Genomic DNA, 23,516 nt, shown 5'->3' with positions numbered 1-23,516 from the left:
GCGCAGCAGCACCCTCCGGCCTGCCGGCCGACCGCCCTGCCGACCGGCGAACCGACCAGGACGCGGCGCGGGGAGCACCTGCCCCCGCCCACCTCCCGACCTCCCCGACCACCGGCCCCGGCCGACCCCCCGGCCCCGGTCCGGCGACCGGCCACCCGCCACCCGCCACCCGCCACCCGCCACCCGCCATCGACCACCCACGACCCGCCGTCGACAACCCGCCATCGACGATCCGCCCTCAACCACCGGCGACCCGCCAACCGACCGGGACTCGGTGCAGGGCCGCCCCCGCGCGTGCGGCACACTCGGGGCGTGCGAAAGATTCATGTCATCGGTATCGGCGCGGGCGACCCCGACCAGCTCACCCTCCAGGCCGTCAGGGCGCTGCGGAGCACGGACGTGTTCTTCCTCCTGGACAAGGGCGAGGTGAAGGCGGATCTCACGGCGCTACGGCGGGACATGCTCGACGCGCACGTCGAGGAGGGCACGTACCGGGTCGTCGAGGCGCGCGACCCGGAGCGGGACCGGCGGGCCGGTGGCGCCGCCTACTCCCCCGCCGTCGGGGACTGGCGCAGCGCCCGGGCCGACATCTACGAGCGGCTGATCGCCGAGGAGCTCGGCGAGGAGCAGACCGGCGCGTTCCTGGTGTGGGGCGACCCCTCGCTGTACGACAGCACCCTGGCGATCCTGGAGGAGGTGCTGGAGCGCGGGGCCGTCACGTTCGAGTACGACGTCGTGCCGGGCATCAGCAGCGTCTCGGCGCTCGTCGCCCGGCACCGCACGGGTCTCAACCGCGTCGCCCGGCCGGTGCAGATCACCACGGGCCGGCGGCTCGCGGAGGGCTTCCCGGAGGGCGTGGACGACGTCGTGGTCATGCTCGACGCGCACCAGGCGTTCCGGCGGTACGCGGACGAGGACGTCGACATCTACTGGGGCGCCTACATCGGCACGCCGGACGAGATCCTGGTCTCCGGCCCGATCGCCGAGGCCGCTCCGCGCATCGAGCGGCTGCGGGCCGAGGCGCGTGAACGCAAGGGCTGGATCATGGACACGTATCTGCTGCGCCGGCACCCCCGGGACTGACACGACTGGGGCGCACGACACCGGGCACCCGTGCGGACGTTCTGGCATGCGCACGTAGCCCACAGGTGTGAAGGTGACGACGTGACCGTCGTGGAGGAAACCGCCCCGCCCGCCTCCCAGCCGCCGGTGCTGGACAGCCGCCGCCGCAACGTCGTCTTCGTGACGATCATGCTGGGCATGCTGCTCGCGGCACTCGACCAGACCATCGTCGGCACCGCCCTGCCCACCATCGTGTCGGACCTGGGCGGGGCCGAGCACATGTCGTGGGTGGTCACCTCGTACCTCCTCGCGGAGACCGTCGCGACCGTGCTGGTGGGCAAGTTCGGCGATCTGTTCGGGCGCAAGCTGGTCTTCCAGGTGTCGGCGATCGTGTTCATCACGGGGTCGTTCCTGTGCGGTCTGGCCACGAACATGTCGTTGCTGATCACCTGGCGGGCGATGCAGGGCATCGGCGCGGGCGGGCTCATGGTCACGTCCATGGCGCTGATCGCGGACGTGATCCCGCTGCGGGAGCGCGGCAAGTACCAGGGCGCGATCGGCGCGGTGTTCGGCGTGGCCACCGTCGTCGGGCCGCTGCTGGGCGGGCTGTTCACCGACCATCTGACCTGGCGCTGGGCGTTCTACGTCAACGTGCCCATCGCGATCGTGGTGGTCGCGGCGGCGGCCCGGACCATTCCGGTGGTGAAGTCGGCGGTCCGGCCCGTCATCGACTACCTGGGCATCGCGCTCGTCGCGGTCGGTGCCAGCGCGCTGATCCTGGCGACGAGTTGGGGCGGGAACGAGTACGCCTGGGGCTCGGGGGTGATCATCGGGCTGTTCGTGGGCGGTGTGGTCGCGCTGGGGCTGTTCTGCCGGGTGGAGACGCGGGCGCGCGAACCGATGCTGCCCATGCGGCTGTTCGCCAACCCGGTGTTCACGGTCTGCTCGGTGCTGAGCTTCATCGTCGGTTTCGCGATGCTCGGCGCGCTGACCTACCTGCCGACGTATCTGCAGTACGTCGACGGCGACTCGGCGACGGTGTCCGGCGTGCGGACGCTGCCGATGGTGGCGGGGCTGCTCATCGCGTCGGTGTTCAGCGGCACGGTGGTCAGCAGGACCGGCCGTTACCGGCTCTTCCCGATCGTCGGCTCGCTGGTGATGGGCGTGGGCCTGTACCTGATGTCCCTGATGGGGCCGGGCACGGGCGCGGGGCTTGAGTCCTTGTACATGTTCGTGCTGGGCACCGGCATCGGGCTGAGCATGCAGGTGCTGACGATCGCGGTGCAGAACACCGTCGACTACGCCGAGCTCGGCACCGCTACCTCCGGCGTCACCTTCTTCCGCACGCTGGGCAGTTCGTTCGGCACGGCTGTGTTCGGCACGATCTACACCAACGCGCTGGCGCCCAACCTGCGCGCGGGCGTCGCGGACGCCGCGCGGGCCGGTGAGGTGGACCCGGCGACCGTCGGCCGGGCGGCGACCAGCCCGGAGGGCGTGCACGAGCTGCCGTCGGCCACGGCGGCGCCGATCGTCGACGCCTACGCGGACACGCTGCAGACCGTCTTCCTGTGGACCGTGCCGGTCGCCGTCCTGGGCTTCCTCGTGGCCCTGTTCCTCAAGCAGGTACGGCTGCGGGACACCGCGCGGACCGGGTCGACGGACCTGGGCGAGGGGTTCGCCTCGCCGCACGGCGCGGACTCCCGGCGGGTGCTGGAGGCCGCCGTCGGGAAGATCATCGGCGGTGCCGACCTGGACACCACGCGCCGGATCGTCCTGGAGTCGGACACCCGGCTGGACGTGGCCGGGGCGTGGGCCGTGATGCAGGTCGAGTTGTTCACGCGGCTGGTCGGGCACGCGAGCCTGGGGCTGATCGCGGCGCGGCGCCGGTTGCCGCCGGAGGTGCTGCTGCCGGTCTTCGAGCGGATGGTCGAGGAGGGGTTCCTGACCCGCCACGGGTCCGTGCTGTCCCACACGGAGGCCGGTGCCCGGGAGGCCGCGGTCATCACCAGGGCGTGGGCGGCGTGGCTGGAGGACCGGCTGGGGCGGGACATCGGGCGCCCCTCGGACGCCGACCTGCGCGTCGCGGTCGACGCGATCGCGAAACGGCTGCTGGTGGAGGACCTGAGCCACGGCCTGCCGGCCCGGCCGGCGAAGGCCCTGGCGGCCAGCGGGGCGTGAGCGCTCCGGTCCCCTCACCGGACGGCAGCGGCGTCGTCGCCGGCGGCGGCGTCACCCCGTCCGGGACGCCACCGGGAACAGCGGCCTCAGGAACCGCCCAGCCCCAGTCGTTCCAGCACACCCGCCACATCGGGTACCGCCGTCACGCCCTCCGGCAGCGGCGGCCGCTCGACCACGACGACCGGCACCTTGAGGTCCCGGGCCGCGGTGAGCTTGGCCGCCGTGGCCGCTCCCCCGCTGTCCTTGGTCACCAGGACGTCGACGCGGTGCTCCCGCAGCAGGGCCGTCTCGCCCGCCACGGTGAACGGGCCCCGGGCCAGCAGTACGTGCGTGTCGGGCGGCAGGGGCGGTTCGGGGGGGTCCACCGATCGCACCACGAAGTGGAGCGCGGCCAGGTGTGCGAACGCCGCGAGTCCCAGGCGCCCGGTGGTCAGGAAGACGCGGCGGCCGACCCGGGGCAGCAGCTCCGCCGCCGCGTCCAGCGAGGGGACGGGGTGCCAGCGGTCCCCGGGGCCGGGCCGCCACCCCGGGCGGCGCAGCACCACCGCCGGTACCCCGGTCCGGGCGGCGGCCCGTGCCGCGTTGGCCGTGATCGACTCGGCGAAGGGGTGGGTGGCGTCGACGAGCGCGGTCACGCCTTCCCGCCGCAGCCACTCGGCCAGTCCCTCGGCACCGCCGAAGCCCCCGACGCGCACGTCCCCGTCGACCGCGCCCGGCCGTGCCACCCGCCCCGCGAGAGATGTGGTGACCCGGACACCGGGGCGTGCGCACAGCGCGGTGGCCAGCGCACGGGCCTCGGCCGTGCCGCCGAGGATCAGGACATGAGAGGACACGGCGCCGAGCGTACGAGGTCCCGTGGGACGAACGGCAACACGGGTACGGACCGAAGGGCACCGACCGCCGCGCAGCTGCACAGCGGAAGCCGAAGTGGCCGGACCGGGTGCCACGGCCCAGGGAGGCAGCACCGCCGGGCACGGCCCGGGCAACCCCACCACCGGGCGCGATCCGGAGCGGCTGGACCGGCGGGCACGGCCCTGGGTGGTTATGGTCCTGGCATGGAGTCCGTGCGTGCCGTGCTCGTGGACATCGACGGGGTGCTGACCGTCTCCTGGCGGCCGCTGCCCGGGGCCGTGGAGGCGTTGCGGGAGATCCGGGAGGCCGGGTACGCCGTCCTGCTGGTGACGAACACGACGTCGAGGACCCGGGCGTCGATCGCCCGGACACTGGCGGACGCGGGGTTCCCGGTGGGCGCCGAGGACATTCTGACCGCCCCCGCGGCCACCGCCGCCCATCTCGCCGAGCACTCTCCCGGCGCCCGCTGCGCCCTGCTGAACAGTGGCGACATCGCGGCGGATCTGGAAGGGGTGACGGTGGTCGACCCGGCGGACGGCGACGCCGAGCCCGATGTGGTCCTGGTCGGCGGGGCCGGCCCCGAGTTCGGCTATGAGGCGCTCGACCGTGCCTTCGGGCACCTGCAGCGCGGGGCCCGGCTGGTGGCGATGCACCGCAATCTGTACTGGCGCACGGCCGAAGGGCTGCGGCTGGACTCGGGCGCGTTCCTGGCCGGTCTGGAGCGGGCGGCGCGTGTGGAGGCCGAGATCACGGGCAAACCGGCCCGGGCGTTCTTCGAGGCGGCCCTGTCCCGGCTCGGCGTCGGCGCGGGCGAGGCCGTGATGGTCGGGGACGACGTCGAGTCCGACGTCCTGGGGGCGCAGCGGGCCGGGATCACCGGGGTGCTCGTGCGGACCGGGAAGTTCCGGCAGGAGACGCTGGACGCCGCCGACGGCACGCCCGGCCACGTGATCGACGCGTTCGCGGACCTTCCCGTCCTGCTGCGGGGTTCAGCGCAGCAGTAGCTGGAGCCCGCCCACGACGGTCGCGGCGATGACCAGTTGCTCGAACAGCCGCTGGTTGATCCGGTCGACGGCCCACTTGCCGAGCACGGCGCCGGGCACGACGAACGCCACGAGCGCGAGGTCCAGCAGGAGGGAGCGGCCGTCGATCAGGCCGAGGCCGGCGCTGAAGGGCAGCTTGGAGACGTTGACGATCAGGAAGAAGAACGCCGACGTGCCGAGGAAGCCGAGCTTGCGGAAGCCGGCCGACAGCAGGTACATCGACATCACGGGGCCGCCCGCGTTGGCGACCATGGTGGTGAAGCCGCCCAGCACGCCGTAGGAGCGGGCCTTGAGCCGGCCGGGCCGGGTGGTGACGGACTCCGGTTCCTCCTCCGCGTCCGCCGTGCGCCGGCGCCACACCGTCACGGCCGCCATGAGCAGCAGGATCGCGCCGATGGAGGTCCGTACGATCGCGTCGTCCGCCCAGAGCAGGAAGACCGTGCCGACGACGACGCCCGCGGCGACCGCCGGGAACAGCCGCCACAGCGTGGGCCAGTGCGCGTGCCGCCGGTAGGTGGCGACGGCCAGCAGGTCCCCGGCGATGAGGATGGGCAGCAGCACACCGGTGGAGGCGCGGGCGGGCAGCACCGCGGCGAAGATGGCGAGGCTGACCGTGTTGGCCCCGCTCACGGCGGTCTTCGAGAAGCCGACGAGCAGGGCCGCGAAGGCCAGGGCGGCGAATTCCCAGCCGGTGATGTGCCAGAGCGTCATGGTGTTCATGCGAACACTGATGCTATGTGCAACGAACCGGTGCGGTCAGCGCCGTCTCGCCTGATGGGCGTCCTGGTCCGGTCCGGTTCAGGGCCGTTCGACCAGCACCGCGCTGCCCTGCCCGACCCCGACGCACATCGTGGCCAGTCCCTTGCCGGCCCCGGTGCGCCGCATGCGGTGCAGCAGCGTCGTGAGGATGCGGGCGCCGGAGCAGCCGAGGGGGTGGCCGAGGGCGATGGCGCCGCCGCTCGGGTTGACCAGGTCGGGGTCGATGCCGAGCTGGTCGACGCAGGCCAGGGCCTGGGCCGCGAACGCCTCGTTGAACTCGGCCTCCTCCAGGTCGCCGATGTCCCAGCCGGTCCGGGCCAGGACCTTGCGGGTGGCGGGGACCGGGCCGATGCCCATGACGTCGGGGTGGACGCCGGCGGACGCCCCGGCGACGTAGCGGCCGAGGGACTCCAGGCCCAGGTCGTTCAGGGCCTCCTCGCTGACCAGGAGGAGTCCTGCGGCGCCGTCGTTCATCGGGGAGGCGTTGCCGGCGGTGACCGTGCCGCCCTGTCGGAAGACCGGCTTCAGCCGGGCCAGTTTCTCGTACGAGGTGTCCTCGCGGATGCACTCGTCGGTGTCGACGACCACGCCGTCGGGGCGCTCGACGGGCAGCAGTTCGTCGTCGAAGTGGCCGTTCTTGCGGGCGTCGGCGGCGCGTTGGTGGCTGCGCAGGGCGAACTCGTCCTGGCGCTCGCGCGGGATGCCGTACCGGGCGGCGACCTCCTCGGCCGTCTCGCCCATGGACAGCAGGCCGTGCAGGTCCTTCATGGCCGGGTTGACCAGGCGCCAGCCCAGGCGGGTGTCGACGGTCTCCATGCGGTGCGGCTGGGCCTCGTCGGGGCGGGGCAGCACGAAGGGGGCGCGGCTCATCGACTCGGAGCCGCCCGCGACGACGACGTCGGCCTCGCCCGCGGCGATGGTGCGGGCGGCCGTGGTGACCGCCTCCAGGCCGGAGGCGCACAGGCGGTTGACGGTGGCGCCGGGGACGGACTCGGGCAGGCCGGCCAGCAGGGCGGCCATGCGGGCGACGTTGCGGTTGTCCTCACCGGCCTGGTTGGCGGCGCCCCAGTACACGTCGTCGACCCGGGCGGGGTCCAGCGCGGGCACGTCGGCGATCAGGGCGCGGACGACGGTCGCGGCGAGATCGTCGGGCCGTACCGGGGAGAGGGCTCCCCGCAGTTTGCCGATGGGGGTGCGGCGGGCGGCCGCGAAGTGGACGGGACGCACGAGAGGGCTCCTCACACCGCCTGTTAATTAGCACTGCTAGTTTCGGATGATAGTCCCTCCGTGCGCTCCTGGGAAGATTTCGGTGGCCGAAGAGGGCCTCGAACGGTGTTCTCGCAGGCCGGGGACGGCCGCCACCGTGGCCCGCGACGCGTTTGCGCCCGGGAGCGGTGGGCACCCGCGCGGTCATGGAGTGGTTGCGGAGCGCCGCCTGCGTGGACGAGGACCCCGAGTTGTTCTTCCCCGTGGGCACCGCGGGACCCGCCCTGCGGGACGTCACGGCCGCCAAACGCGTCTGCGCACGCTGCCCGGTGACCGACGACTGCCTGAGCTTCGCGCTCGGCAGTGGTCAGGCCTCGGGCGTGTGGGGCGGCACCTGCGAGCAGGAGCGCGACGCACTGCTCCGGACCACGAGCCACGACGCGACAAGGAGAAGCGCCCTATGACGGCTGTGCGGAGCACCCTGCCCGACGACGCCCGGAAGGTCGCCTGCGAGGCACTCCAGGACACCCTGGTGGATCTGCTCGGACTCTCGCTGATCGGCAAGCAGGCCCACTGGAACGTCGTCGGACCGCGGTTCCGGTCCATCCACCTGCAGCTGGACGAGGTGGTGACGGCCGCGCGGACCTTCGCCGACACGGTCGCGGAGCGGTCCGCGGCGCTCGGCGTGCCGCCGGACGGCCGCCCGGAGACGGTCGCCAGGGACTTCACGCTGCCCGCCCCGAAGGAGGGCTGGGTCCGTGACGAGGACGCCGTGCGGGTGATGGTGGAGTCGCTGCAGGAGGCGATCGGCCGGCTGCGCGAGCGCATCGAGGCGACCGAGACGGCCGACCCGGTCACCCAGGACCTGCTGATCGCGGTCACGGCGGACCTGGAGAAGCAGCGCTGGATGTTCGACGCCGAGAACTTCCCCCGCGAGAGCTGACCTCAGCGGATCCGGCGCACAGCACCCGACGCACGTACGGAAGGGGCAGGCGATGACCGACGCCCTCGAACTCGACGCGCTGTGGGAGGACTTCCACCGCGTGGTGAACATGACCTCCCAGGAACTCGCGGCCTGGCTGCGGATGAGGGACGCCGACGAGGCGACGGAACCGCTTCCGGAGCAGGCGGGCACGCCCACCGGCCGGCACGTCCTGACGATCCTCCAGAAGCGGCGCACGGACCTGACGGAGGACGACCTGAGCGTGATGCGGAAGGTCGTCGACACGGTCACCGGCCAGGCCGACCTGGAGAACGAGCCCGAGCCGGAGACGACGGCCGAGGACACCCGTCGCCGGCACCGGCTGATGACGCTCGGCCACGACCCGCTGAAGGGATAGGCGTGGACCGCCGGGAGCGCGTCGTGCACGCGCTCCTCGACGCGCACGGCAGGACCTTCGCGGACGAGGCGGGCATCCCGCTCAGGGACGCACCGCAGCCCCTGTACCGGCTGCTGGTGCTGTCCCATCTGCTCAGTGCCCGCATCCGCGGCTCGATCGCGCTGGCCACCGCCCGTGCCCTGCACGAGGCGGGGCTGCGCGATCCGCGCCGCATGGCCGCGGCGACGTGGCAGGACCGGGTGGACGCGCTCGGCCGCGGCGGCTACCGGCGCTACGACGAACGCACCGCCACCCAACTCGGCGACGGGGCACAGCTGTTGACCGAGCGGTGGGGCGGCGACCTGCGGCGGCTGCGCCGGGAGGCAGACGGCGAGGTTCGGCAACTGCGGCGTCTGCTGCAGGAGTTCCCGGGCATCGGGCCCGCCGGTGCCGACATCTTCCTGCGCGAGGCGCAGCAGGTGTGGCCGGAGGCGGCTCCCTACCTGGACGCCAAGGCCCTCCAGGGCGCCGACCGGCTCAACCTGCCCCGGGCCCCGAAGCGGCTCGCCGCACTCGCCGGCGACACCGGCACGGCCGCCCTCGCCGCCGCGCTGGTCCGCGCGGCGGTGGACCGGCAGGTGGCCGAGGACACGCTGCGCCGCGCCGGCTGACCGGCCCGGGGCCGCCCGCCCCGCCCGGTGACAAGCCGGGCTCAGCCCAGCAACCACCCGCCGTCCACGGCCAGTTCGACCGCGTTCACGGAGCCGTTGCGCAACAGGAAGTCGACCGCGTCCACCACGTCCGCCATGGTGGCCAGCCGCCCGGTGGGCGTCTCGGTGCGCAGCGCGGCGAGCACCCTCTCCGGTTTGGCCTGCCAGTACGGGCTGTCCCCGACGACACCGGGGTGCACGGCGTTGACGCGGACCGGGGCGAGTTCGACGGCGAGGGAGTTCATCAGGCCCCGCACCCCCGCGTTGACCGTCGCCACGGTCGTCGCCCCCGGGTAGGGGCGCTCCTTGGCCTGCCCGCCGAACAGCACGATCGCGCTGCCGTCGTGCAGCCGGCCGCGCAGCGCGTGCACGACCTCGGTGTAGCCGACGAGCTTGAGCGTGACCAGGCGCAGCGCGGCGTCGATGTCGTACTCGGTGACCTTGTTGTCGTCCCGGGAGACGCCCGCGATCACCAGGTGGTCGACGCGCCCCACGTCGGCCAGGGCGGCCGCGATCTCCAGCGGCCGCGCCAGGTCCAGGGCGATCCCCCGGGCCCCGGCCTCCTCGGCGACCGCCCCCGCCCGCCGCGCGTCCCGGCCGGTGAGCACCACGTCGTCCCCGCGCCCGGCCCGCTCCCGGGCGAAGGCGTGGCCGATCCCGGACGTGCCGCCGACGACGAGCACACTGCTCATGACCTGTCCTCCAGTGCGGCACGCAGGTAGTCCCAGTCCCGCGTGAACCGGTACGAGTGCCGTACGGGCGGCTGCGGCGCCTGCGTCTCCAGCCAGCGCAGCGGCCCCTGCCCGGCGTTGACGAAGCCGTGGACGCACCCGGCTCCGGCCCAGGCCAGATCGCCCGGCTCCAGCCGGTACCGCTCCCCGTCGAGCAGGGCCTCCGCCACGCCGTCGAGGATCAGGTACGTCTCCTCGAAGGGGTGGTCGTGGGTACCGATGACCCCGTCGGGGGCGTACTGCACCATGAACATCGTCGAGGCGACCGCGCCCAGGTCGCCGTCGATCATCATCTTCACCGTGATGCCGCTGTACACCAGCAGCGCGGTCCGCATGCTCGCGGTGACGGCCAGCAGGTCCTGGGACTGCTTGCCGGGGTCCATCTGGTCCGGCTCGAAGTGGCCGAAGGAGCGCGTGCGCGGGTCGCGGACGTCGACCCGGACCGGCTCGCGCACCGGCAGCTCCGGCACCGCCTGGGTGTCGTGGCCGTAGCGGGCCCGCGGCACCGGGGCCAGCATGTCCGCCCAGCGGCCGCCGGTGTCGCCGGCTCCGCGCCAGGCGTGCGGCACCCCGGTCGGCAGCAGGCCGTAGTCGCCCTCCTCCAGCCGGTGGGCGCCCTCGGGCACGTCCAGGACCACGGCCCCGTCCAGGACGAGGAACGTCTCCTCGTACGAGTGGACGTGGGCGGGCACGCGGCCGTCGGGGCGCAGTTCGCACACGCCGAAGCCGGTGTGGACGCTGCCGTCGTCCTCTCCGACCAGGGTCCACCGCCGGTACCCGTGCCGGTCGAACGGCGGCGCGGCAAGGCCGCCGGCGCGGCGCACCAGGTGCCGGCTCATGCCGTGGCCTTCGCCGCCGCGGCCTCCTTCGCCGCGAGGAGCCGGTCGCGGGACTCCGTGACCAGCCGCAGGGCGCGCGCGGTGTCGGCGAGCAGCCTGCCGTCGCGCTTGTGGATCACGCCGTCGACGAGGACGGTGTCCACGTTGGAGACGTCCGCGCACAGGGTGACCGCGGCCACCGCGTCGTGCACGGGCGCGATGTTGGGCGCGGTGGCGTCGATGGCGACGATGTCGGCGCGCTTGCCGGGGGTCAGCGAGCCGGTACGGTCCTCCAGGCCCGCGACGTGGGCGCCGTTGACCGTGGCGATCTCCAGCATCTGGCGCGCCGTCAGCATGGTGGCGGGGACCGGCAGGTTGGCCTGCCAGCAGTCGGCGTTGACGCGGGCGCGGTCGGCGGCGAAGGCAGCGCGGATCTGGGTGAACATGTCGCCGGGCACGGTCGTGACGACGTCGATGCTGAGCGAGGGCCGCAGGCCGTGCTCGATCGCCTGCATCACCGGTGGCCAGCCGTGCCCCATCTGGAGCTCCACCTGGGGAGCGACCGACACCGTGCCGCCGCTGTCGGCGACCATCCGCCACTCCTCCTCGCTGAGGTGGCAGCAGTGGACGTAGGTGGTGTCGGGGCCGAGGAGCCCCAGGCCGTGCAGTCGCCCGACCATGCCGAAGCGGCCGGCGAGGCGTCCCATGGCGACGTGCACGGTGATCGGGAGGCCGAGTTCGCGGGCCATGGCCCACTCGGCGGCGACGACCCGGTCGACGCAGAAGCCGGGGCCGCGGGTGGCGAGGCCCATGGTCAGCAGGCCGTCGTCGGACGCGAAGTACGTCGACCTGATCCGCCGCACGTCGTCCGCGGGGATGGCGACTTCGCTCTCGAACCAGTAGTCGGCCAGGGAGGTGTTGGCGCTGCCGTACGCGTAGCACGCCCGGATGCCGGATTCGCTCAGCCCTTGGATCGCCGCGTCCGGATGCTCGGGGGTGTTGTTGATGTGCGACCAGTCGACGAGCGTGGTGATGCCGGCGTCGAGGCACTCCAGCGCGCCCGCGAGGTTGCCCGCGTAGACGTCCTGCGGGGTGTACAGCGGGGCGAAGGTGTCGAGGATGTCGACGAAGTAGTCGTCGAGGGTGGCGTCGGGTGCGACGCCCCGGATCGGGGCCTCCCAGGTGTGGCGGTGGGTGTCGACGAAGCCGGGGATCACGATGCGGCCGGTCATGTCGAGGATCTCGGCGTCGGCGTTGATCTCGGGCTGCACGGCCGCGATCCTGCCGTCCTCGACGAGGACGTCCCCCTGGGGCAGGTCACCGATGCCGGGGTCCATCGAGATCACGTGGCCGGAGCGCAGCAGTGTCCTGGTGGTCATCGCGCTTCCTCCCATGGGGTCGGGGAACGGTGTGCGGCTCAGTAGGCGGCGAGTCGGCGGACCTCGGCGACGACCTTGCCGACGGTGGGGACGACCTGTTCCTCCAGCGCGTCGGCGAACGGCAGCGGGACGCACTCCCCCGCCACCCGCCGCACGGGCGCGTCCAGCAGTTCGAAGCCCTCGTCGGCCACGACGGAGACGACGGTGCCGCCCCAGCCGCCCTGGTAGGGGTTCTCCTCGACCGTGACGAGCCGCGAGGTCCCGGCCAGCGAGGCGAGGACGGTCGCCATGTCGAGCGGGACCAGGCAGCGCAGGTCGATCACCTCCGCCTCGATGCCCTCGCCCGACAGCGCGTCGGCGGCCTTCAGCGCCAGCGGCACCGTCGAGGCGAGGGCGACGAGCGTGACGTCGGCGCCCTCGCGGACGACGGCGGCCCGGCCCAGTTCGACGAGGTGGCCGGGCGGGGGCGGGGCGCCCTTGGTGGCGAACAGGGCCTTGTGCTCGAAGAAGACCACCGGGTCGTCGCTGCGGATCGCCGCCGCCATCATGCCGACGACGTCGGCGGGGGTGGCCGGTGCGGCGATCTTCAGGCCGGGCACGGCCAGCGCCCAGTTCTCGGTGGCCTGGGAGTGCTGGGCGCCGAAGCCGAGTCCGCCGCCGTTGGCGGTGCGCACCACGAGCGGGACGGTCACCTGGCCGCCGGTCATGTAGCGCACCTTGGGGATCTCGTTGGCGAGGTAGTCCCAGCAGCAGGCGAGGAAGTCGGAGAACATGATCTCCGCGACGGGCCGCATGCCCGTCAGGGCGGCACCCATGGCGGCGCCCACGATGGCCTGCTCGGATATGGGCGTGTCCCACACCCGCCCGGGCCCGAACTCCGGCAGCAGCCCCACGGTCGTCTTGAACACCCCGCCGGCCGCGCCGATGTCCTCCCCGAGGCACACCACCGACGTGTCCCGGCGCATCTCCCGCGCGAGGCCCTCGGCGACGGCGTCCCGGTAGGTGATCACGTCCGCCATGCGGCACCTCCGTCCGCCCACACGTCGGTCAGCGCCTCGCGCGGGTCGGGAGCCGGAGCGGCCACGGCCGCCTCGACGGCCCGCTCCACGACCTCCCGGGCGCGTTCGTCGGCGCGGGCGATCTCGGCCGCGCCGACGCCCCGCTCGGCCAGGCGCCCGCGGGCGAGGTCCAGCGGATCGTGCTTCAGCCACCGTTCGACCTCCTCGGCGGGGCGGTAGGCGGCCGGGTCGGCGCGGCTGTGGCCGAAGTGCCGGTAGGTCTCGGCCTCCAGCACGGCGGGCCCGTCTCCGGCCCGGGCCCGGCGCGCCAGCCGCTCCACCGCCTCCGCGACGGCCTCGACGTCGTTGCCGTCGACGACCTCGCCCGGGATGCCGTGGGCGGGTGCCCGGTCGGCGGCGGGCCGGGGCACGGCGGTGACGTCGGCGATCGGCGTGTACTCCATGTACAGGTTGTTCTCGCACACGAACAGCACCGGCAGCCGCCACACGGCGGCCAGGTTCAGCGCCTCGTGGAACGCGCCGATGTTGGTGGCGCCGTCCCCGAAGAACGCCACCGCCACCTGCCGCGTGCCGCGCAGCCGGGCCGACCAGGCCGCGCCGACCGCCATCGGCAGATGGGCGCCGACGATGGCGTACGAGCCGAGCATGCCGGTCGCCGCCTTGGTCAGGTGCATGGAGCCGCCCTTGGCCCCGCACAGGCCCGTGGCGCGGCTCATCAGCTCGGCGAGGCACTCCTCGGGGGTGGCGCCCCGGGCGAGGGCGTGGTGGTGACCCCTGTAGGTGGCGAACACATAGTCGTCCGGGCGCAGGGCGGCGCTCGCGCCCACGGCGACGGCCTCCTGCCCGGCGGCGAGATGGGTGGTGCCCTTCACCAGGCCCCGCAGGAACAGGTCGTGGGCGGCCTGCTCCGTGCGGCGGACGACGGCCATCCGCTCGTAGGCGTCGAGAAGTCCGGCCGCGTCCATCACGATGTCCCGTCGCCGCTCGGGGGCCGGCCTTCGGGTGGGGTGCCGAGAGCGGACCGCGCCCCGTGCGGGGTGTTGAGGTGGGACTGCGCCTCGCGCCGGGTGTTCAGCTCGCCGCCCACCGTCCAGTACTTGCGGCCCGCCACCAGCAGTTCCTCCGCCGGGAACTTGGTGATGACCTCGCACCCGCCGGCGGTGACGACCAGTTCCTCCTCGATGCGGGCGGCGGACCAGCCGTCGGCGGCCGGCCAGTAGGTCTCCAGGGCGAACACCATGCCCTCTTCGAGGACTTCGGGACGGTCGAGGGAGACCAGGCGGCTGAAGATCGGCTTCTCCCAGATCGACAGCCCGACGCCGTGGCCGTACTGCAGGGCGAACGCGGCGGTCTCGTCGGCGAAGCCGAACTCCTCGGCGCGCGGCCAGACCCGCACGATGTCGGCGGTGGTCGCGCCCGGCCGGACCAGCGCGACGGCCGCGTCCATGTACTCCCGGCAGCGCACGTACGCGTCCCGTTGCGCCGGCGAGGCACTGCCGACGGCGAACGTGCGGTAGTAGCAGGTGCGGTAGCCCAGATGGCTGTGCAGGATGTCGAAGAACGCGGGGTCCCCGGGGCGGATCAGCCGGTCGCTGTAGACGTGCGGGTGGGGTGAACAGCGTTCTCCGGAGATGGCGTTGACGCCTTCGACGTACTCGCTGCCCAGGTCGTAGAGGACCTTGCTGACGACTCCGACGCACTCGTTCTCCCGCACCCCCGGCCGCAGGTACCCGTACAGCTCCTCGTACGCCGCGTCGACCATGGCACAGGCCTGGGTGAGCAGGGCGATCTCGTCGCCGGTCTTGATCCGCCGGGCCTCCAGGAACACCTGTTGTCCGTCGACGACGTCGATGCCCTCGGCGCGCAGCGCGGCGAGCACCGGCAGCTCGGCGACGTCCACGCCGAGGGGTTCGCCCGCGAGGCCGTGGGCGCGCAGCTCGGCGGCGATCTTGGCGGCCACGTCCTCGGCGATGCCCGCGTCCGGGTGGAAGGCACCGCGCAGGGTGGAGATGCCGGCCCGGGCGCCGGTGGGCGGGCCGCCCTTGCCGTCGCCGTGGTCCAGCCAGGGGTTGTAGAGCTGATGGTGGCGGGCCGCCGAGCCGAAGTCCCACACGACCGGTTCGCCGTCGCGCACCAGCAGGGCGAAGCGGATGAGCTTGTCCATCGCCCAGGTGCCGATGTGGGTCGCCGTCATGTAACGGATGTTGGCGAAGTCGAAGCTGAGCACCGCGCCGAGGGAGGAACGGTTCAGCGACTCGTGCAGCCGGGCCAGCCGCTGCCCGCGCAGCCGGTCCAGGTCGATGCGCTCTTCCCAGTCGACGGCGTTGGGCCCGTATGTGCGGATCGCCATGGCGACCACCCCCACTTCGGAGTGAACGCCCGGGCGCCAGGGGTGTCAAGTGTCACTGAACATCGCCGGACACGAACCAGACGCCCACGGCCGGTACCTCTCCATCGTTGCGGTAGCGGTGGGGGGTCGTCGACTCGAAGCAGACGGCCTCGCCCGGGCGCACGGTGTACTCGTCGAAGCCGAGAGTGAGGATCAGTTCGCCGGAGGTCAGGTAGCCGTACTCGGTGCCCGGGTGCCGCATGAGGGCGCCCGAGCCGGAGGAGGCGCCGCCCGGCCGGTAGGTCACCAGCAGGAAGTCGACGTCCGCGCCCGGGACCCGCCCGAGCCGCTCCCAGACGACCCCCGAGTCCAGCTCCAGCGTCTCGCGCCCGGCCGCGCCGACCAGGGGGCCGATGCGCCGGCCAGGGTCGGCGGCGAGCGCGGTGAGGGCGGCGAGCGCGTGCGGGACGGTGTCCGGGGGCGCAGGAGCCGCCGGGGACGGGATGCCGCCCGGGGCGACCGGGGCCGCTCCGCCGGCCCGGTGGGCGTCGAAGAGCGACTCGACGGAGATGCCGAGGGCCGTGGTGATGGCGTAGAGGGTGCTGACGGACGGCTGGCTCTTGCCGGTCTCGATCTGCGACACGAGGCTGGCCGAGACGCCGATCTGCCGGGCGAGGGCCCGCAGGCTCGTGCCGCGCTCCAGGCGCGCCTGCCGGATGCGCTCGCCGACGGGCGGCACGACGGCGGGGGACACGGGCGGCTCCTCTCCGGCACGCCGGGCCTCGACGCGGACGCGGTCGGCTTCGGCGGGCGTTCAGCTTCATTGAACAGCCGCTGCGCCGCGCGACGCCAGACCGGTCCGTGCACCGCCCGAGGCCCGACCGGACCGCGCACCGCCCGAGGCCCGACCGGACCGAGAGCCGCGCGACGCCGGACCGGACCGAGAGCCGCGCGACGCCGGACCGGACCGTGCGCCGCCCGAGGCACGACCGGTCCGTGCGCCGGGCGTTCCCGGACCGGTCCGGGAACGCCGGTGGCTCACCCGAACAGTCCGGTGCCGGTGGTGGGCCGCGGGCGCCGGTGGTGCGCTGGGGGCACGCGTCACGCTCCCAGGAGGCACTCCCGATGACCCGTCGTCCGTCCCGCCCCGTCCGCGTCCTGTCCTGTGCCCTCGCGGCGGGCACGCTGCTGGCCACCGCCGCCTGCTCGGACGACGGCGACGCGGACGGTCACCGCGTCTCGGGGGTCGCTGCCTCCCAGGTCGCCGGAAAGAAGCAGACGCCCTCGCCCACCGCCACCCTCTCCACCGACGGCGCCCGGGCCGCGCTGATCACGGAGGCGGACATCGAGGACGACTGGACCCAGGTCAAGGACACCGAGGCCGAGAACTGGCACGACAGCCTGCTCATCGGCACGGTCGACGTCTCCGACTTCCTCACCGCCAAGGCCGACGCCGCCGACTGCCAGCGGCTCCTGGATTCCCTCTTCGACGACGACCTGCTGGGCAGGCCCTCGGGCGCGTCCGCGCTGCGCGGCTTCCGGCAGGGCGACTCGCGCCTGCTCCACCAGGTGGCCTCCTACGACCGGACCGACCCGCAGGACTCCCTGAAATGGATGGCGAGTCTGCCGGAGAAGTGCGACCAGTTCACCGTGACCGACGGGGGCGAGCAGCGCACCGTCCAGGTCGTCGACGCCTCGCTGCCGGCCGTGGGCGACGCCCGCGAGGCCGTGCGCGTGACCGTGCAGGGCTCCACCGGTGGCACCGACGCCACACTGACCCTCGACGTCGCCGCCGTACGCGTCGGCGACGACGCGATCACCGTGACGGCGGGCGGACTCGACGGCGGCGAGCACGACTCCGTCGAGCAGGCGGCGAAGCTCGGCACGCAGCGCCTGAAGGACGTGCTGGCCGGCAGGACGCCCGCGCCGGACCCGAGCGAGGTCGAGTAGAGCGGCCCGCGCCTGGAGTCACGGCCACTCTCCCGCCCGAAGGGACCCACACGCAGGCCTCTCCCGACGGTCCCGCCGCCTCGACGGCCGGGCCCGCCCTGCCGATTCCCGGGACACCGTGATCAACGGAGCGGCACAATGGCGGCGGCGGCCGGTCGCGGCCGTTCGGGCTAGGAGAGGACGAGACGTGAGTGAGAGCCACACCCCGCCGAGCGGCTCGGCGAGGCTGAACACCGGTGTGGCGCACAACGCGCGCGTGTGGAACTACTGGATCGGCGGCAAGGACAACTACGAGGTCGACCAGCAGGTCGGCGAGCACGTGGCCGGCATGTTCCCGATCATCCGGGACATCGCCCGGGCGGACCGGGACTTCCTGGGCCGTGCCGTGTCGTTCCTGGCCGGCGAGCGCGGGGTGCGGCAGTTCCTGGACATCGGCACGGGCCTGCCGACGGCGGACAACACGCACGAGATCGCCCAGCGGATCGCGCCCGACTCCCGGATCGTCTACGTCGACAACGACCCGATCGTCCTGGTGCACGCCCGCACCCTGCTGACCGGCACCCAGGACGGCGTCACCGCCTACATCGACGCCGACGTGCACGACCCGGACGCCATCCTGGAGCGGGCCGCGGGCACCCTGGACTTCACCGAGCCCGTCGCCGTGATGATGCTGGGCATCCTGAACTTCGTCCTGGACGCCGACAAGGCCCGGCACATCGCGCACCGGGTGATGGCCGCGGTCCCCTCCGGCAGCTTCCTGGTCCTGACCCACCCGACCTTCGACGACGAGCTGGGCGGCGCCGGGCAGATCCCCGCGATGAAGTTCTGGAACGAGAACGCCACTCCCCCGATCACCGCCCGCAGCGGCGCGGACATCGCGACGTTCTTCGAGGGCCTCGAACTGCTCGAACCGGGCCTGGTGTCCTGCGGCCGGTGGCGTGCCGAGCCCGGCGCGTCGGTCCTGGTGCCGCAGTACGGGGCGGTGGCCGTGAAACCCTGACGCGCGTCGATCGCGCGAGGACGGTTGAACGGGCGTGTGGCCGGTCACAGTTCTTCTGGAGCGGCTACCCAGGAAGTCCGAACGGCTGAAAGTATGATCAAGCGATGTCTGACATGACCGAAACCACGCCCGGCTGGCTGTCCTCCGACGAACTGGAGTCGACGCGCGCCCGCATGCCGATCCTGTACGTCGAGGCCGTCCCGGTCCGCGTCGACGACAGCGGCGAAGTCACCAGTGTCGGCCTGCTGCTGCGCATCGGGCCCGACGGTACGGTCAGCCGGACGCTGGTCTCCGGCCGCGTGCTGCACCACGAACGTGTCCGGGACGCCCTGCTGCGGCATCTGGAGAAGGACCTCGGCCCGGTCGCGCTGCCCCGGGTCCCGGCGTCGCTCCAGCCGTTCACGGTCGCGGAGTACTTCCCCACCCAAGGCATCACGCCGTACCACGACCCGCGCCAGCACGCCGTGTCCCTCGCCTACATCGTGCCGGTGACGGGCGATTGCCGGCCCCGGCAGGACGCGCTCGACCTCGTGTGGTTCAGCCCGCAGGAGGCCGTCTCGGCGGCGGTGCAGAGCGAGATGCCGGGCGGCCACGGGGTGCTGCTGAAGCAGGCGCTGGCGCACGCGGGCTGTGTGATCTGACGGGCGCCGGGGCGGTGACGGAGGGGGCCTCGCCGATGCGGCTCCCCGGCATGCCGCTGCACGATCCGTTCGTCGTCGCGGACGAAGCCTCACGCACGTATCACCTGTACACGTCCAACGTGCCGTCCGTGTCGGGCGTGGACGGCACCGGAACGATGGTCTACCGCAGCAGGGACCTGCGCGACTGGACGCGTCCCGTGGTGGTGTTCCTGACCGCCGGGCAGGAGGGCATCTGGGCGTCGGACGGCGCGTGGGCGCCCGAGGTGCACGCCTGGGACGGCAGGTTCTACCTGTTCACGACGGTGCACGACGAGGGCAGGCCGCTTCCCCTCCCGCCGCCGAACCGGTGGGGCGTGCCGTTCCGGACCCCGACCCACGCGCGCGGCACGATCACGGCGGTCTCCGACTCGCTGCTCGGCCCCTTCACCGTCCTCGACCCCTCGCGCCCGGTCCCGCCCGAGCACCTGATGACCCTCGACGGCACGCTCCACGTCGACGCCGCCGGGCAGCCGTGGATGGTCTACGCGCACGAGTGGCTGCAGACCATCGACGGCACCATGGAGGCGATCCGGCTGTCCCCGGACCTGTCCCGGGCGGTCGGCGACCCGGTCCACCTCTTCAAGGCCTCGGACGCGCCCTGGACCTCCGAGCAGATCCCGGCCGGCGTCCCGCACCAGCTCCCGCCGTACATCACCGACGGCCCGCAGCTCTACCCGGCCCCGGACGGGTCCCTGCTGATGCTGTGGTCCACGTACGAGAAGAACGTGGCCGGCCCGGACGGCACGATCAGCGGCGGCTATGTGCAGACCTACGCCGTGTCGCGCTCCGGGAAGCTCACCGGACCGTGGCGGCAGCACCGGCCCCTGGTCCGGGACGACAGCGGCCACGGCATGCTGTTCCGCACGTTCGACGACCGGCTGATGATGATCCTGCACCGGCCGTTCGACGACGCCCGCGGCAAGCTGTACGAGATGCGGCTCGACGGCCATGAGCTGGAGGTGCTGCGCCGGCGCGACGACCTGGACGGCGGCGGCTGAGCCGGAGCGGCCACTCACTTCCCGAGACGAAAAGCGGGTCCGCCGATATCGGCGGACCCGCTGATCGATTCCGTACTGTCGGGACGACAGGATTTGAACCTGCGACCCCTTGACCCCCAGTCAAGTGCGCTACCAAGCTGCGCCACGTCCCGTTGCCCGTCTGACCTGGGGGTTTCCCCCGGCCGAACGCGCAGGGAAACAATACCGCACTCGCGCCGGTGATCGCGCATCCGTTTCCCGGGCGCACCGCTTGACCTCAAGATTGGTTGAGGTTGCACGCTCGTCTCCATGACCACCACGACACGCATGTACACCTACGCCGACCTGCCGGAACTCATGAGCCTGATGACCGGCGACGAGAAGCACGGCCCGGCCGCCACGTCCACGCTGGACGTGCTCTGGGTGCTCTACGACCGGGTGCTCCGGGTGGGTCCGGAGCGGATGACCGACCCCGGGCGGGACTGGTTCCTGCTGTCGAAGGGGCACGGTCCGATGGCGTACTACGCCGTCCTGGCCGCCAAGGGCTTCCTGCCGGTGGAGTGGCTGCCCGGCTTCGGTTCGTACGACTCCCCGCTCGGTCACCACCCGGACCGCACGCTGGTGCCCGGGGCGGAGATCGGCAGCGGTTCCCTGGGGCACGGGCTGCCCATCGCCGTCGGCACCGCGCTCGGGCTGCGCGCCCGGGGGCTCGGCGAGCCGCGGGTGTGGACGCTGATCGGGGACGCCGAGCTGGACGAGGGCAGCAACCACGAGGCGATCGCCTTCGCCGGGCCCGCCGGCCTGGAGCGGCTGCACACCGTCGTCGTCGACAACTCCTCCGCGAGTTACGCGCGGCCCGGCGGGATCGCCGCCCGTTTCGAGGCGGCCGGCTGGTCCGCGCTGACCGTCGACGGCCGTGACCACGAGGCGCTGTACGCCGCCTTCACGGCGCCGCACCCGGGCCGCCCGCACGTGGTGGTGGCCCGGGTCGAGTCCAAGTCCGCCTGATCTCCGCACGACCGTACGACCGGAAAGGAATCCGTATCCCATGGACACCATGCGTGACCGCTTCGCCCCCGTCGTGACCCGGGTGCTCGACGAGGATCCCCGGGTGGCGGTGGTCCTCGCCGAGATCGGCGCGGACGGCTTCGCCGAGGCCGCCCGCCGGCACCCGGACCGGGTCGTCAACGTCGGCATCCGCGAGCAGCTCATGATCGGGGCCGCGGCGGGGCTGGCGCTGACGGGGCTGCGGCCCGTCGTGCACACCTTCGCCAGCTTCCTCGTCGAGCGGCCCTTCGAGCAGGTCAAGCTGGACCTCGGGCACCAGGACGCGGGCGCGGTGCTGGTGAGCGCGGCCGCCTCCTTCGACTGGCCGGCGGGCGGCTACACCCACATGGCGCCCGGCGACGTGGCGCTGCTCGACACCCTGGACGGCTGGACCGTCCACGTCCCGGGCCACCCGGACGAGGCCGAGACACTGCTGCGGCACGCGATCGCCGCGGGCGACGACAAGGTGTACGTCCGGCTCTCCGTGCAGTCCAACCGGCAGGGACTGCCCGTGGACGGGGAGCGGTTCCGCACCGTCCGCGAGGGGCGCTCCGGTGTCGTGGTCGCCGTCGGGCCGTTGCTGGACGCCGTGCTCGCCGCCACCGAGGGCCTGGACGTCACCGTCCTCTACGCGACCACGGTCCGCCCGTTCGACGGGGTGTCCCTGCGCCGGGCCACCGAGACGGCCGGGGCGGACGTCGTCCTGGTCGAGCCCTATCTGGCGGGCACGTCGACGGCCGCGGCGAACGACGCCCTGGCGGATGTGCCGCACCGGGTCCTGGGCCTGGGCGTGGGGCGCCGGGAGCTGCGCCGCTACGGGCAGGTGGAGGAGCACGCCGCCGCCCACGGCCTGGACGCCCGGTCGCTGCGGGAGCGCATCGGGGGCTTCCTCGGGGCGACGGCCACCGCATGATGCCCCCGGGGGTGTCATTCCGCCGGGAGCCCGAGCCGGGGGTGGGCCTCCAGCAGCCGGGAGGGGGCCGCCTGGCGCCAGGAGTCGGCCAGGATGTCCCGCAGCTCGGCCTCGTCCTCCAGCGCGTCGAGCCGGGCGCGGACCCAGGCGAACTGCGCCTCGTGGTCGGCGATCCAGAACTTGCCCGGCTCGGCGAGCACCAGTTCGTCGCGCTCCTCCTTGGGGCAGCGCACGGCGAGGGAGGTCTCGTCCTCGGGCAGCGTGGCGAACATCTTCCCCGCGACCCGGAACGTGGGCATGCTCCAGGCGATCTTCTCCGTCGTGTCCGGCAGGGACAGGGCGATACGGCGTACGTCTTCGGCGTCCGGCATGGCAGGAACCGTAGCGGCCGCCACTGACATTCACCTGGTGGGAGCGGTCGGCGGCAGGCGCTTGTAGTAGAGGGTCGTCGGACACAGCGCCCCGTCGGGGCGGGCGGCGTAGTCGGGGATCACGCCGGCGGATGTCCAGCCGGCGGACCGGTACAGCCGCTCGGCGGGGCTGCCCGTCTCGGTGTCCAGGTGCAGCAGGGTGATGCCGGCGGCCGCGGCGGCGTCCTCCGCGGTGGCCAGCAGCCGGTGGCCGAGACCGCGCCCGCGGGCGTCGGGGTGCACCATGAGCTTGACGAGCTCCGCGCGATGGCGGCTGTTGGGCTTGCCGGGGAACGCGAGGCCGACGGTGCCCAGCACGCGGTCGCCGTCGGGTACGGCCCACACGGCCAGCCGGCCCGCGGCCACGTCGGGGGCCCGCTCCCGCCACCAGGCGAGGGCCTCGGCGCGGCAGAGCGGGGCGAGGAAGCCGACCGAGGCGCCCGCGTGCACGGTGCTGCTCAGCAGGTCGGCCAACGCCCCGGCGCGGCCCAGCAGTCGGGTCGCGTCCAGGCGGATCACGGCCGCACCACCGCCAGCAGGTACCGCACGCCCTCGCCGGCGGCACACCGGAAGCGGGTCGGCCCCCACACCCGCATGCGCAGGCAGTCGCCCGGGCCCAGGCGGTGCACGCTGTCCTGCGCGGTCACCTCCAGCGCGCCCTCCAGGACCCAGATGTGCTGCTCCAGGCCGGGCACGGGCGGGCGCTCGTAGGTCAGGTCGGCGCCTTCGGTCAGGCGTCCCTCGACGAGTTCGCCGCGCAGGGCGGGGTGCGGCGGGGAGACCGACCGGCGGACGAAACCGGAGGCCCGGTCCTGCCAGACGGGCTGGTCCGCGGCGCGCACGACGGCATCCGGCGCGGACTCGACCTCGCTGAGCAGCTGGGACATGGTGCGGCCGTAGACGGCGCACAGGCGGTTCAGCAGGGTGGCCGTGGGGCTGATCTCCGCCCGTTCGGCGCGGGACAGGGTGGATCTGCTCACGCCGCTGCGCTCGGCCAATTCGCCCAGGGACCAGCCGTGTTCGGCCCGCAGCTCGGCCAGGCGGGTGCCCAGCCGGGCGTCGACGGGGTCCACGTCGTCGTCGCTTCTCATATCCGGGACGCTATCCCGGATATGAGACAGCGGGGTTACACGG

At 73.3% G+C, this 23,516-nt stretch carries 26 protein-coding genes and 1 tRNA gene; 13 read left to right on the top strand and 14 right to left on the bottom strand.

The annotated features are described in order from the left end of the window. The first annotated feature begins 312 nt into the window (after nt 1–312). The gene (gene cobF / locus ACIGAQ_RS04420) at nt 313–1,083 is read left to right on the top strand and encodes a precorrin-6A synthase (deacetylating) (RefSeq protein WP_399779053.1); all 771 of its coding nucleotides are present in this window, start codon (nt 313–315) and stop codon (nt 1,081–1,083) included. 81 nt (nt 1,084–1,164) lie between these two features. Further along, nucleotides 1,165–3,240, top strand: a complete 2,076-nt coding sequence (locus ACIGAQ_RS04415) for an MDR family MFS transporter (protein WP_399779051.1) — start codon at nt 1,165–1,167, stop codon at nt 3,238–3,240. An 86-nt stretch (nt 3,241–3,326) separates the two neighbouring features. Here the strand turns inward: ACIGAQ_RS04415 and ACIGAQ_RS04410 are convergent, their stop codons facing one another. Beyond that, entirely contained in the window at nt 3,327–4,073 is a 747-nt protein-coding gene (locus ACIGAQ_RS04410) for a cobalt-precorrin-6A reductase (RefSeq protein ID WP_399779049.1), read from the bottom strand. A 222-nt stretch (nt 4,074–4,295) separates the two neighbouring features. Between ACIGAQ_RS04410 and ACIGAQ_RS04405 the strand changes: the two genes are divergently transcribed. Continuing rightward, entirely contained in the window at nt 4,296–5,096 is an 801-nt protein-coding gene (locus ACIGAQ_RS04405; protein ID WP_399779047.1) for an HAD-IIA family hydrolase, read from the top strand. Here the strand turns inward: ACIGAQ_RS04405 and ACIGAQ_RS04400 are convergent. Together ACIGAQ_RS04400 and ACIGAQ_RS04395 are read right to left on the bottom strand one after the other, a co-directional pair. Then, nucleotides 5,082–5,855: a sulfite exporter TauE/SafE family protein gene (locus ACIGAQ_RS04400; protein ID WP_311687057.1), complete on the bottom strand. Its 774-nt coding sequence runs from the start codon at nt 5,853–5,855 to the stop codon at nt 5,082–5,084. The genes ACIGAQ_RS04405 and ACIGAQ_RS04400 overlap by 15 nt on opposite strands. Nucleotides 5,856–5,933: 78 nt before the next feature. After that, nucleotides 5,934–7,121 (bottom strand): thiolase family protein, encoded by a 1,188-nt coding sequence (locus ACIGAQ_RS04395; RefSeq protein ID WP_311687059.1) that lies wholly within the window; start codon nt 7,119–7,121, stop codon nt 5,934–5,936. Between the two features lie 185 nt (nt 7,122–7,306). Between ACIGAQ_RS04395 and ACIGAQ_RS04390 the strand changes: the two genes are divergently transcribed. Genes ACIGAQ_RS04390 through ACIGAQ_RS04375 form a run of 4 tightly spaced genes read left to right on the top strand, consistent with a single transcriptional unit; the run spans nt 7,307 to nt 9,090 of the window. After that, nucleotides 7,307–7,564 carry a WhiB family transcriptional regulator gene (locus tag ACIGAQ_RS04390; RefSeq protein WP_399779045.1) on the top strand — a complete coding sequence of 86 codons (258 nt, stop codon included), beginning with the start codon at nt 7,307–7,309 and terminating at the stop codon, nt 7,562–7,564. Further along, nucleotides 7,561–8,043: a Dps family protein gene (locus tag ACIGAQ_RS04385; protein WP_399779043.1), complete on the top strand. Its 483-nt coding sequence runs from the start codon at nt 7,561–7,563 to the stop codon at nt 8,041–8,043. Before ACIGAQ_RS04390 ends, ACIGAQ_RS04385 begins: the two co-directional genes overlap by 4 nt. 52 nt (nt 8,044–8,095) lie before the next feature. Continuing rightward, nucleotides 8,096–8,440, top strand: a complete 345-nt coding sequence (locus ACIGAQ_RS04380; protein ID WP_399779041.1) for a DUF3140 domain-containing protein — start codon at nt 8,096–8,098, stop codon at nt 8,438–8,440. Further along, nucleotides 8,437–9,090: an endonuclease gene (locus ACIGAQ_RS04375; protein WP_399780667.1), complete on the top strand. Its 654-nt coding sequence runs from the start codon at nt 8,437–8,439 to the stop codon at nt 9,088–9,090. The genes ACIGAQ_RS04380 and ACIGAQ_RS04375 overlap by 4 nt, the downstream gene beginning before the upstream one ends. 41 nt (nt 9,091–9,131) lie before the next feature. Here ACIGAQ_RS04375 and ACIGAQ_RS04370 read toward each other — a convergent pair whose 3' ends face one another. The 7 genes from ACIGAQ_RS04370 to ACIGAQ_RS04340 are packed head-to-tail and all read right to left on the bottom strand — an operon-like array spanning nt 9,132 to nt 16,159. Further along, entirely contained in the window at nt 9,132–9,821 is a 690-nt protein-coding gene (locus tag ACIGAQ_RS04370; protein ID WP_399779039.1) for an SDR family oxidoreductase, read from the bottom strand. Further along, a complete protein-coding gene (locus ACIGAQ_RS04365) occupies nt 9,818–10,699 on the bottom strand; it encodes a cupin domain-containing protein (RefSeq protein ID WP_399779037.1) in 882 nt (293 codons plus the stop codon). The genes ACIGAQ_RS04370 and ACIGAQ_RS04365 overlap by 4 nt, the downstream gene beginning before the upstream one ends. After that, nucleotides 10,696–12,057 (bottom strand): amidohydrolase family protein, encoded by a 1,362-nt coding sequence (locus ACIGAQ_RS04360; RefSeq protein ID WP_399779035.1) that lies wholly within the window; start codon nt 12,055–12,057, stop codon nt 10,696–10,698. Before ACIGAQ_RS04360 ends, ACIGAQ_RS04365 begins: the two co-directional genes overlap by 4 nt. 38 nt (nt 12,058–12,095) lie before the next feature. Continuing rightward, nucleotides 12,096–13,076 carry an alpha-ketoacid dehydrogenase subunit beta gene (locus ACIGAQ_RS04355; RefSeq protein WP_399779033.1) on the bottom strand — a complete coding sequence of 327 codons (981 nt, stop codon included), beginning with the start codon at nt 13,074–13,076 and terminating at the stop codon, nt 12,096–12,098. After that, nucleotides 13,064–14,041 carry a thiamine pyrophosphate-dependent dehydrogenase E1 component subunit alpha gene (locus tag ACIGAQ_RS04350; RefSeq protein ID WP_399779031.1) on the bottom strand — a complete coding sequence of 326 codons (978 nt, stop codon included), beginning with the start codon at nt 14,039–14,041 and terminating at the stop codon, nt 13,064–13,066. The genes ACIGAQ_RS04355 and ACIGAQ_RS04350 overlap by 13 nt, the downstream gene beginning before the upstream one ends. After that, nucleotides 14,041–15,426: a Xaa-Pro peptidase family protein gene (locus tag ACIGAQ_RS04345; protein ID WP_362282837.1), complete on the bottom strand. Its 1,386-nt coding sequence runs from the start codon at nt 15,424–15,426 to the stop codon at nt 14,041–14,043. The genes ACIGAQ_RS04350 and ACIGAQ_RS04345 overlap by 1 nt, the downstream gene beginning before the upstream one ends. 52 nt (nt 15,427–15,478) lie before the next feature. Continuing rightward, the gene (locus ACIGAQ_RS04340; protein WP_399779028.1) at nt 15,479–16,159 is read right to left on the bottom strand and encodes a helix-turn-helix domain-containing protein; all 681 of its coding nucleotides are present in this window, start codon (nt 16,157–16,159) and stop codon (nt 15,479–15,481) included. A gap of 371 nt (nt 16,160–16,530) precedes the next feature. Here ACIGAQ_RS04340 and ACIGAQ_RS04335 point away from each other — a divergent pair, with 371 nt between their 5' ends. The 4 genes from ACIGAQ_RS04335 to ACIGAQ_RS04320 all read left to right on the top strand — a co-directional run bounded on the left by ACIGAQ_RS04335 (nt 16,531) and on the right by ACIGAQ_RS04320 (nt 20,033). Then, a complete protein-coding gene (locus tag ACIGAQ_RS04335; protein ID WP_399779027.1) occupies nt 16,531–17,355 on the top strand; it encodes a hypothetical protein in 825 nt (274 codons plus the stop codon). A 187-nt stretch (nt 17,356–17,542) separates the two neighbouring features. Beyond that, complete coding sequence (locus ACIGAQ_RS04330) at nt 17,543–18,355, top strand: SAM-dependent methyltransferase (RefSeq protein WP_311687075.1); 813 nt, start codon at nt 17,543–17,545, stop codon at nt 18,353–18,355. 113 nt (nt 18,356–18,468) lie between these two features. Then, nucleotides 18,469–18,996 carry an NUDIX hydrolase family protein gene (locus ACIGAQ_RS04325; protein WP_311687234.1) on the top strand — a complete coding sequence of 176 codons (528 nt, stop codon included), beginning with the start codon at nt 18,469–18,471 and terminating at the stop codon, nt 18,994–18,996. 35 nt (nt 18,997–19,031) lie between these two features. After that, on the top strand, nt 19,032–20,033 hold the full coding sequence (locus ACIGAQ_RS04320) for a glycoside hydrolase family 43 protein (RefSeq protein WP_399779025.1): 1,002 nt from the start codon (nt 19,032–19,034) through the stop codon (nt 20,031–20,033). Between the two features lie 78 nt (nt 20,034–20,111). Here the strand turns inward: ACIGAQ_RS04320 and ACIGAQ_RS04315 are convergent. Continuing rightward, nucleotides 20,112–20,185, bottom strand: a tRNA-Pro gene (locus ACIGAQ_RS04315). Between the two features lie 136 nt (nt 20,186–20,321). Between ACIGAQ_RS04315 and ACIGAQ_RS04310 the strand changes: the two genes are divergently transcribed. Together ACIGAQ_RS04310 and ACIGAQ_RS04305 are read left to right on the top strand one after the other, a co-directional pair. After that, a complete protein-coding gene (locus ACIGAQ_RS04310; RefSeq protein ID WP_399779023.1) occupies nt 20,322–21,020 on the top strand; it encodes a transketolase in 699 nt (232 codons plus the stop codon). Nucleotides 21,021–21,060: 40 nt separating this feature from the next. Beyond that, complete coding sequence (locus ACIGAQ_RS04305) at nt 21,061–21,972, top strand: transketolase (RefSeq protein ID WP_362282847.1); 912 nt, start codon at nt 21,061–21,063, stop codon at nt 21,970–21,972. A 14-nt stretch (nt 21,973–21,986) separates the two neighbouring features. Here the strand turns inward: ACIGAQ_RS04305 and ACIGAQ_RS04300 are convergent, their stop codons facing one another. From ACIGAQ_RS04300 to ACIGAQ_RS04290, 3 genes are read right to left on the bottom strand one after another with little or no spacing between them, the layout of a single operon-like run. Further along, on the bottom strand, nt 21,987–22,343 hold the full coding sequence (locus ACIGAQ_RS04300; protein WP_311687083.1) for an MmcQ/YjbR family DNA-binding protein: 357 nt from the start codon (nt 22,341–22,343) through the stop codon (nt 21,987–21,989). Nucleotides 22,344–22,373: 30 nt separating this feature from the next. Beyond that, nucleotides 22,374–22,901, bottom strand: coding sequence for a GNAT family N-acetyltransferase (locus tag ACIGAQ_RS04295; protein WP_399779020.1), 528 nt, complete (start codon nt 22,899–22,901; stop codon nt 22,374–22,376). After that, nucleotides 22,898–23,473 carry a helix-turn-helix domain-containing protein gene (locus ACIGAQ_RS04290; RefSeq protein WP_399779018.1) on the bottom strand — a complete coding sequence of 192 codons (576 nt, stop codon included), beginning with the start codon at nt 23,471–23,473 and terminating at the stop codon, nt 22,898–22,900. Before ACIGAQ_RS04290 ends, ACIGAQ_RS04295 begins: the two co-directional genes overlap by 4 nt. Nucleotides 23,474–23,516 lie beyond the last annotated feature (43 nt).

The organism is Streptomyces sp. NPDC085932, assembly GCF_044540525.1.
GTDB lineage: Bacteria > Actinomycetota > Actinomycetes > Streptomycetales > Streptomycetaceae > Streptomyces > Streptomyces levis.
Note: the sequence above shows the minus strand (reverse complement) of the source record. Positions and strands in the feature narration are given on the sequence as shown.

Excerpts from the sequence above, each read along its gene's own strand:
- ACIGAQ_RS04365 (WP_399779037.1), bottom strand. The coding sequence starts at position 10,699 with ATGAGCCGGCACCTGGTGCGCCGCGCCGGCGGCCTTGCCGCGCCGCCG.
- ACIGAQ_RS04355 (WP_399779033.1), bottom strand. The coding sequence starts at position 13,076 with ATGGCGGACGTGATCACCTACCGGGACGCCGTCGCCGAGGGCCTCGCG.
- ACIGAQ_RS04350 (WP_399779031.1), bottom strand. The coding sequence starts at position 14,041 with ATGGACGCGGCCGGACTTCTCGACGCCTACGAGCGGATGGCCGTCGTC.
- ACIGAQ_RS04300 (WP_311687083.1), bottom strand. The coding sequence starts at position 22,343 with ATGCCGGACGCCGAAGACGTACGCCGTATCGCCCTGTCCCTGCCGGAC.
- ACIGAQ_RS04405 (WP_399779047.1), top strand. The coding sequence starts at position 4,296 with ATGGAGTCCGTGCGTGCCGTGCTCGTGGACATCGACGGGGTGCTGACC.
- ACIGAQ_RS04390 (WP_399779045.1), top strand. The coding sequence starts at position 7,307 with ATGGAGTGGTTGCGGAGCGCCGCCTGCGTGGACGAGGACCCCGAGTTG.
- ACIGAQ_RS04380 (WP_399779041.1), top strand. The coding sequence starts at position 8,096 with ATGACCGACGCCCTCGAACTCGACGCGCTGTGGGAGGACTTCCACCGC.
- ACIGAQ_RS04320 (WP_399779025.1), top strand. The coding sequence starts at position 19,032 with ATGCGGCTCCCCGGCATGCCGCTGCACGATCCGTTCGTCGTCGCGGAC.
- ACIGAQ_RS04305 (WP_362282847.1), top strand. The coding sequence starts at position 21,061 with ATGGACACCATGCGTGACCGCTTCGCCCCCGTCGTGACCCGGGTGCTC.
- ACIGAQ_RS04310 (WP_399779023.1), top strand. The coding sequence starts at position 20,322 with ATGACCACCACGACACGCATGTACACCTACGCCGACCTGCCGGAACTC.
- ACIGAQ_RS04400 (WP_311687057.1), bottom strand. The coding sequence starts at position 5,855 with ATGAACACCATGACGCTCTGGCACATCACCGGCTGGGAATTCGCCGCC.
- ACIGAQ_RS04360 (WP_399779035.1), bottom strand. The coding sequence starts at position 12,057 with ATGACCACCAGGACACTGCTGCGCTCCGGCCACGTGATCTCGATGGAC.
- ACIGAQ_RS04325 (WP_311687234.1), top strand. The coding sequence starts at position 18,469 with ATGACCGAAACCACGCCCGGCTGGCTGTCCTCCGACGAACTGGAGTCG.
- ACIGAQ_RS04345 (WP_362282837.1), bottom strand. The coding sequence starts at position 15,426 with ATGGCGATCCGCACATACGGGCCCAACGCCGTCGACTGGGAAGAGCGC.
- ACIGAQ_RS04385 (WP_399779043.1), top strand. The coding sequence starts at position 7,561 with ATGACGGCTGTGCGGAGCACCCTGCCCGACGACGCCCGGAAGGTCGCC.
- ACIGAQ_RS04335 (WP_399779027.1), top strand. The coding sequence starts at position 16,531 with ATGACCCGTCGTCCGTCCCGCCCCGTCCGCGTCCTGTCCTGTGCCCTC.
- ACIGAQ_RS04370 (WP_399779039.1), bottom strand. The coding sequence starts at position 9,821 with ATGAGCAGTGTGCTCGTCGTCGGCGGCACGTCCGGGATCGGCCACGCC.
- ACIGAQ_RS04290 (WP_399779018.1), bottom strand. The coding sequence starts at position 23,473 with ATGAGAAGCGACGACGACGTGGACCCCGTCGACGCCCGGCTGGGCACC.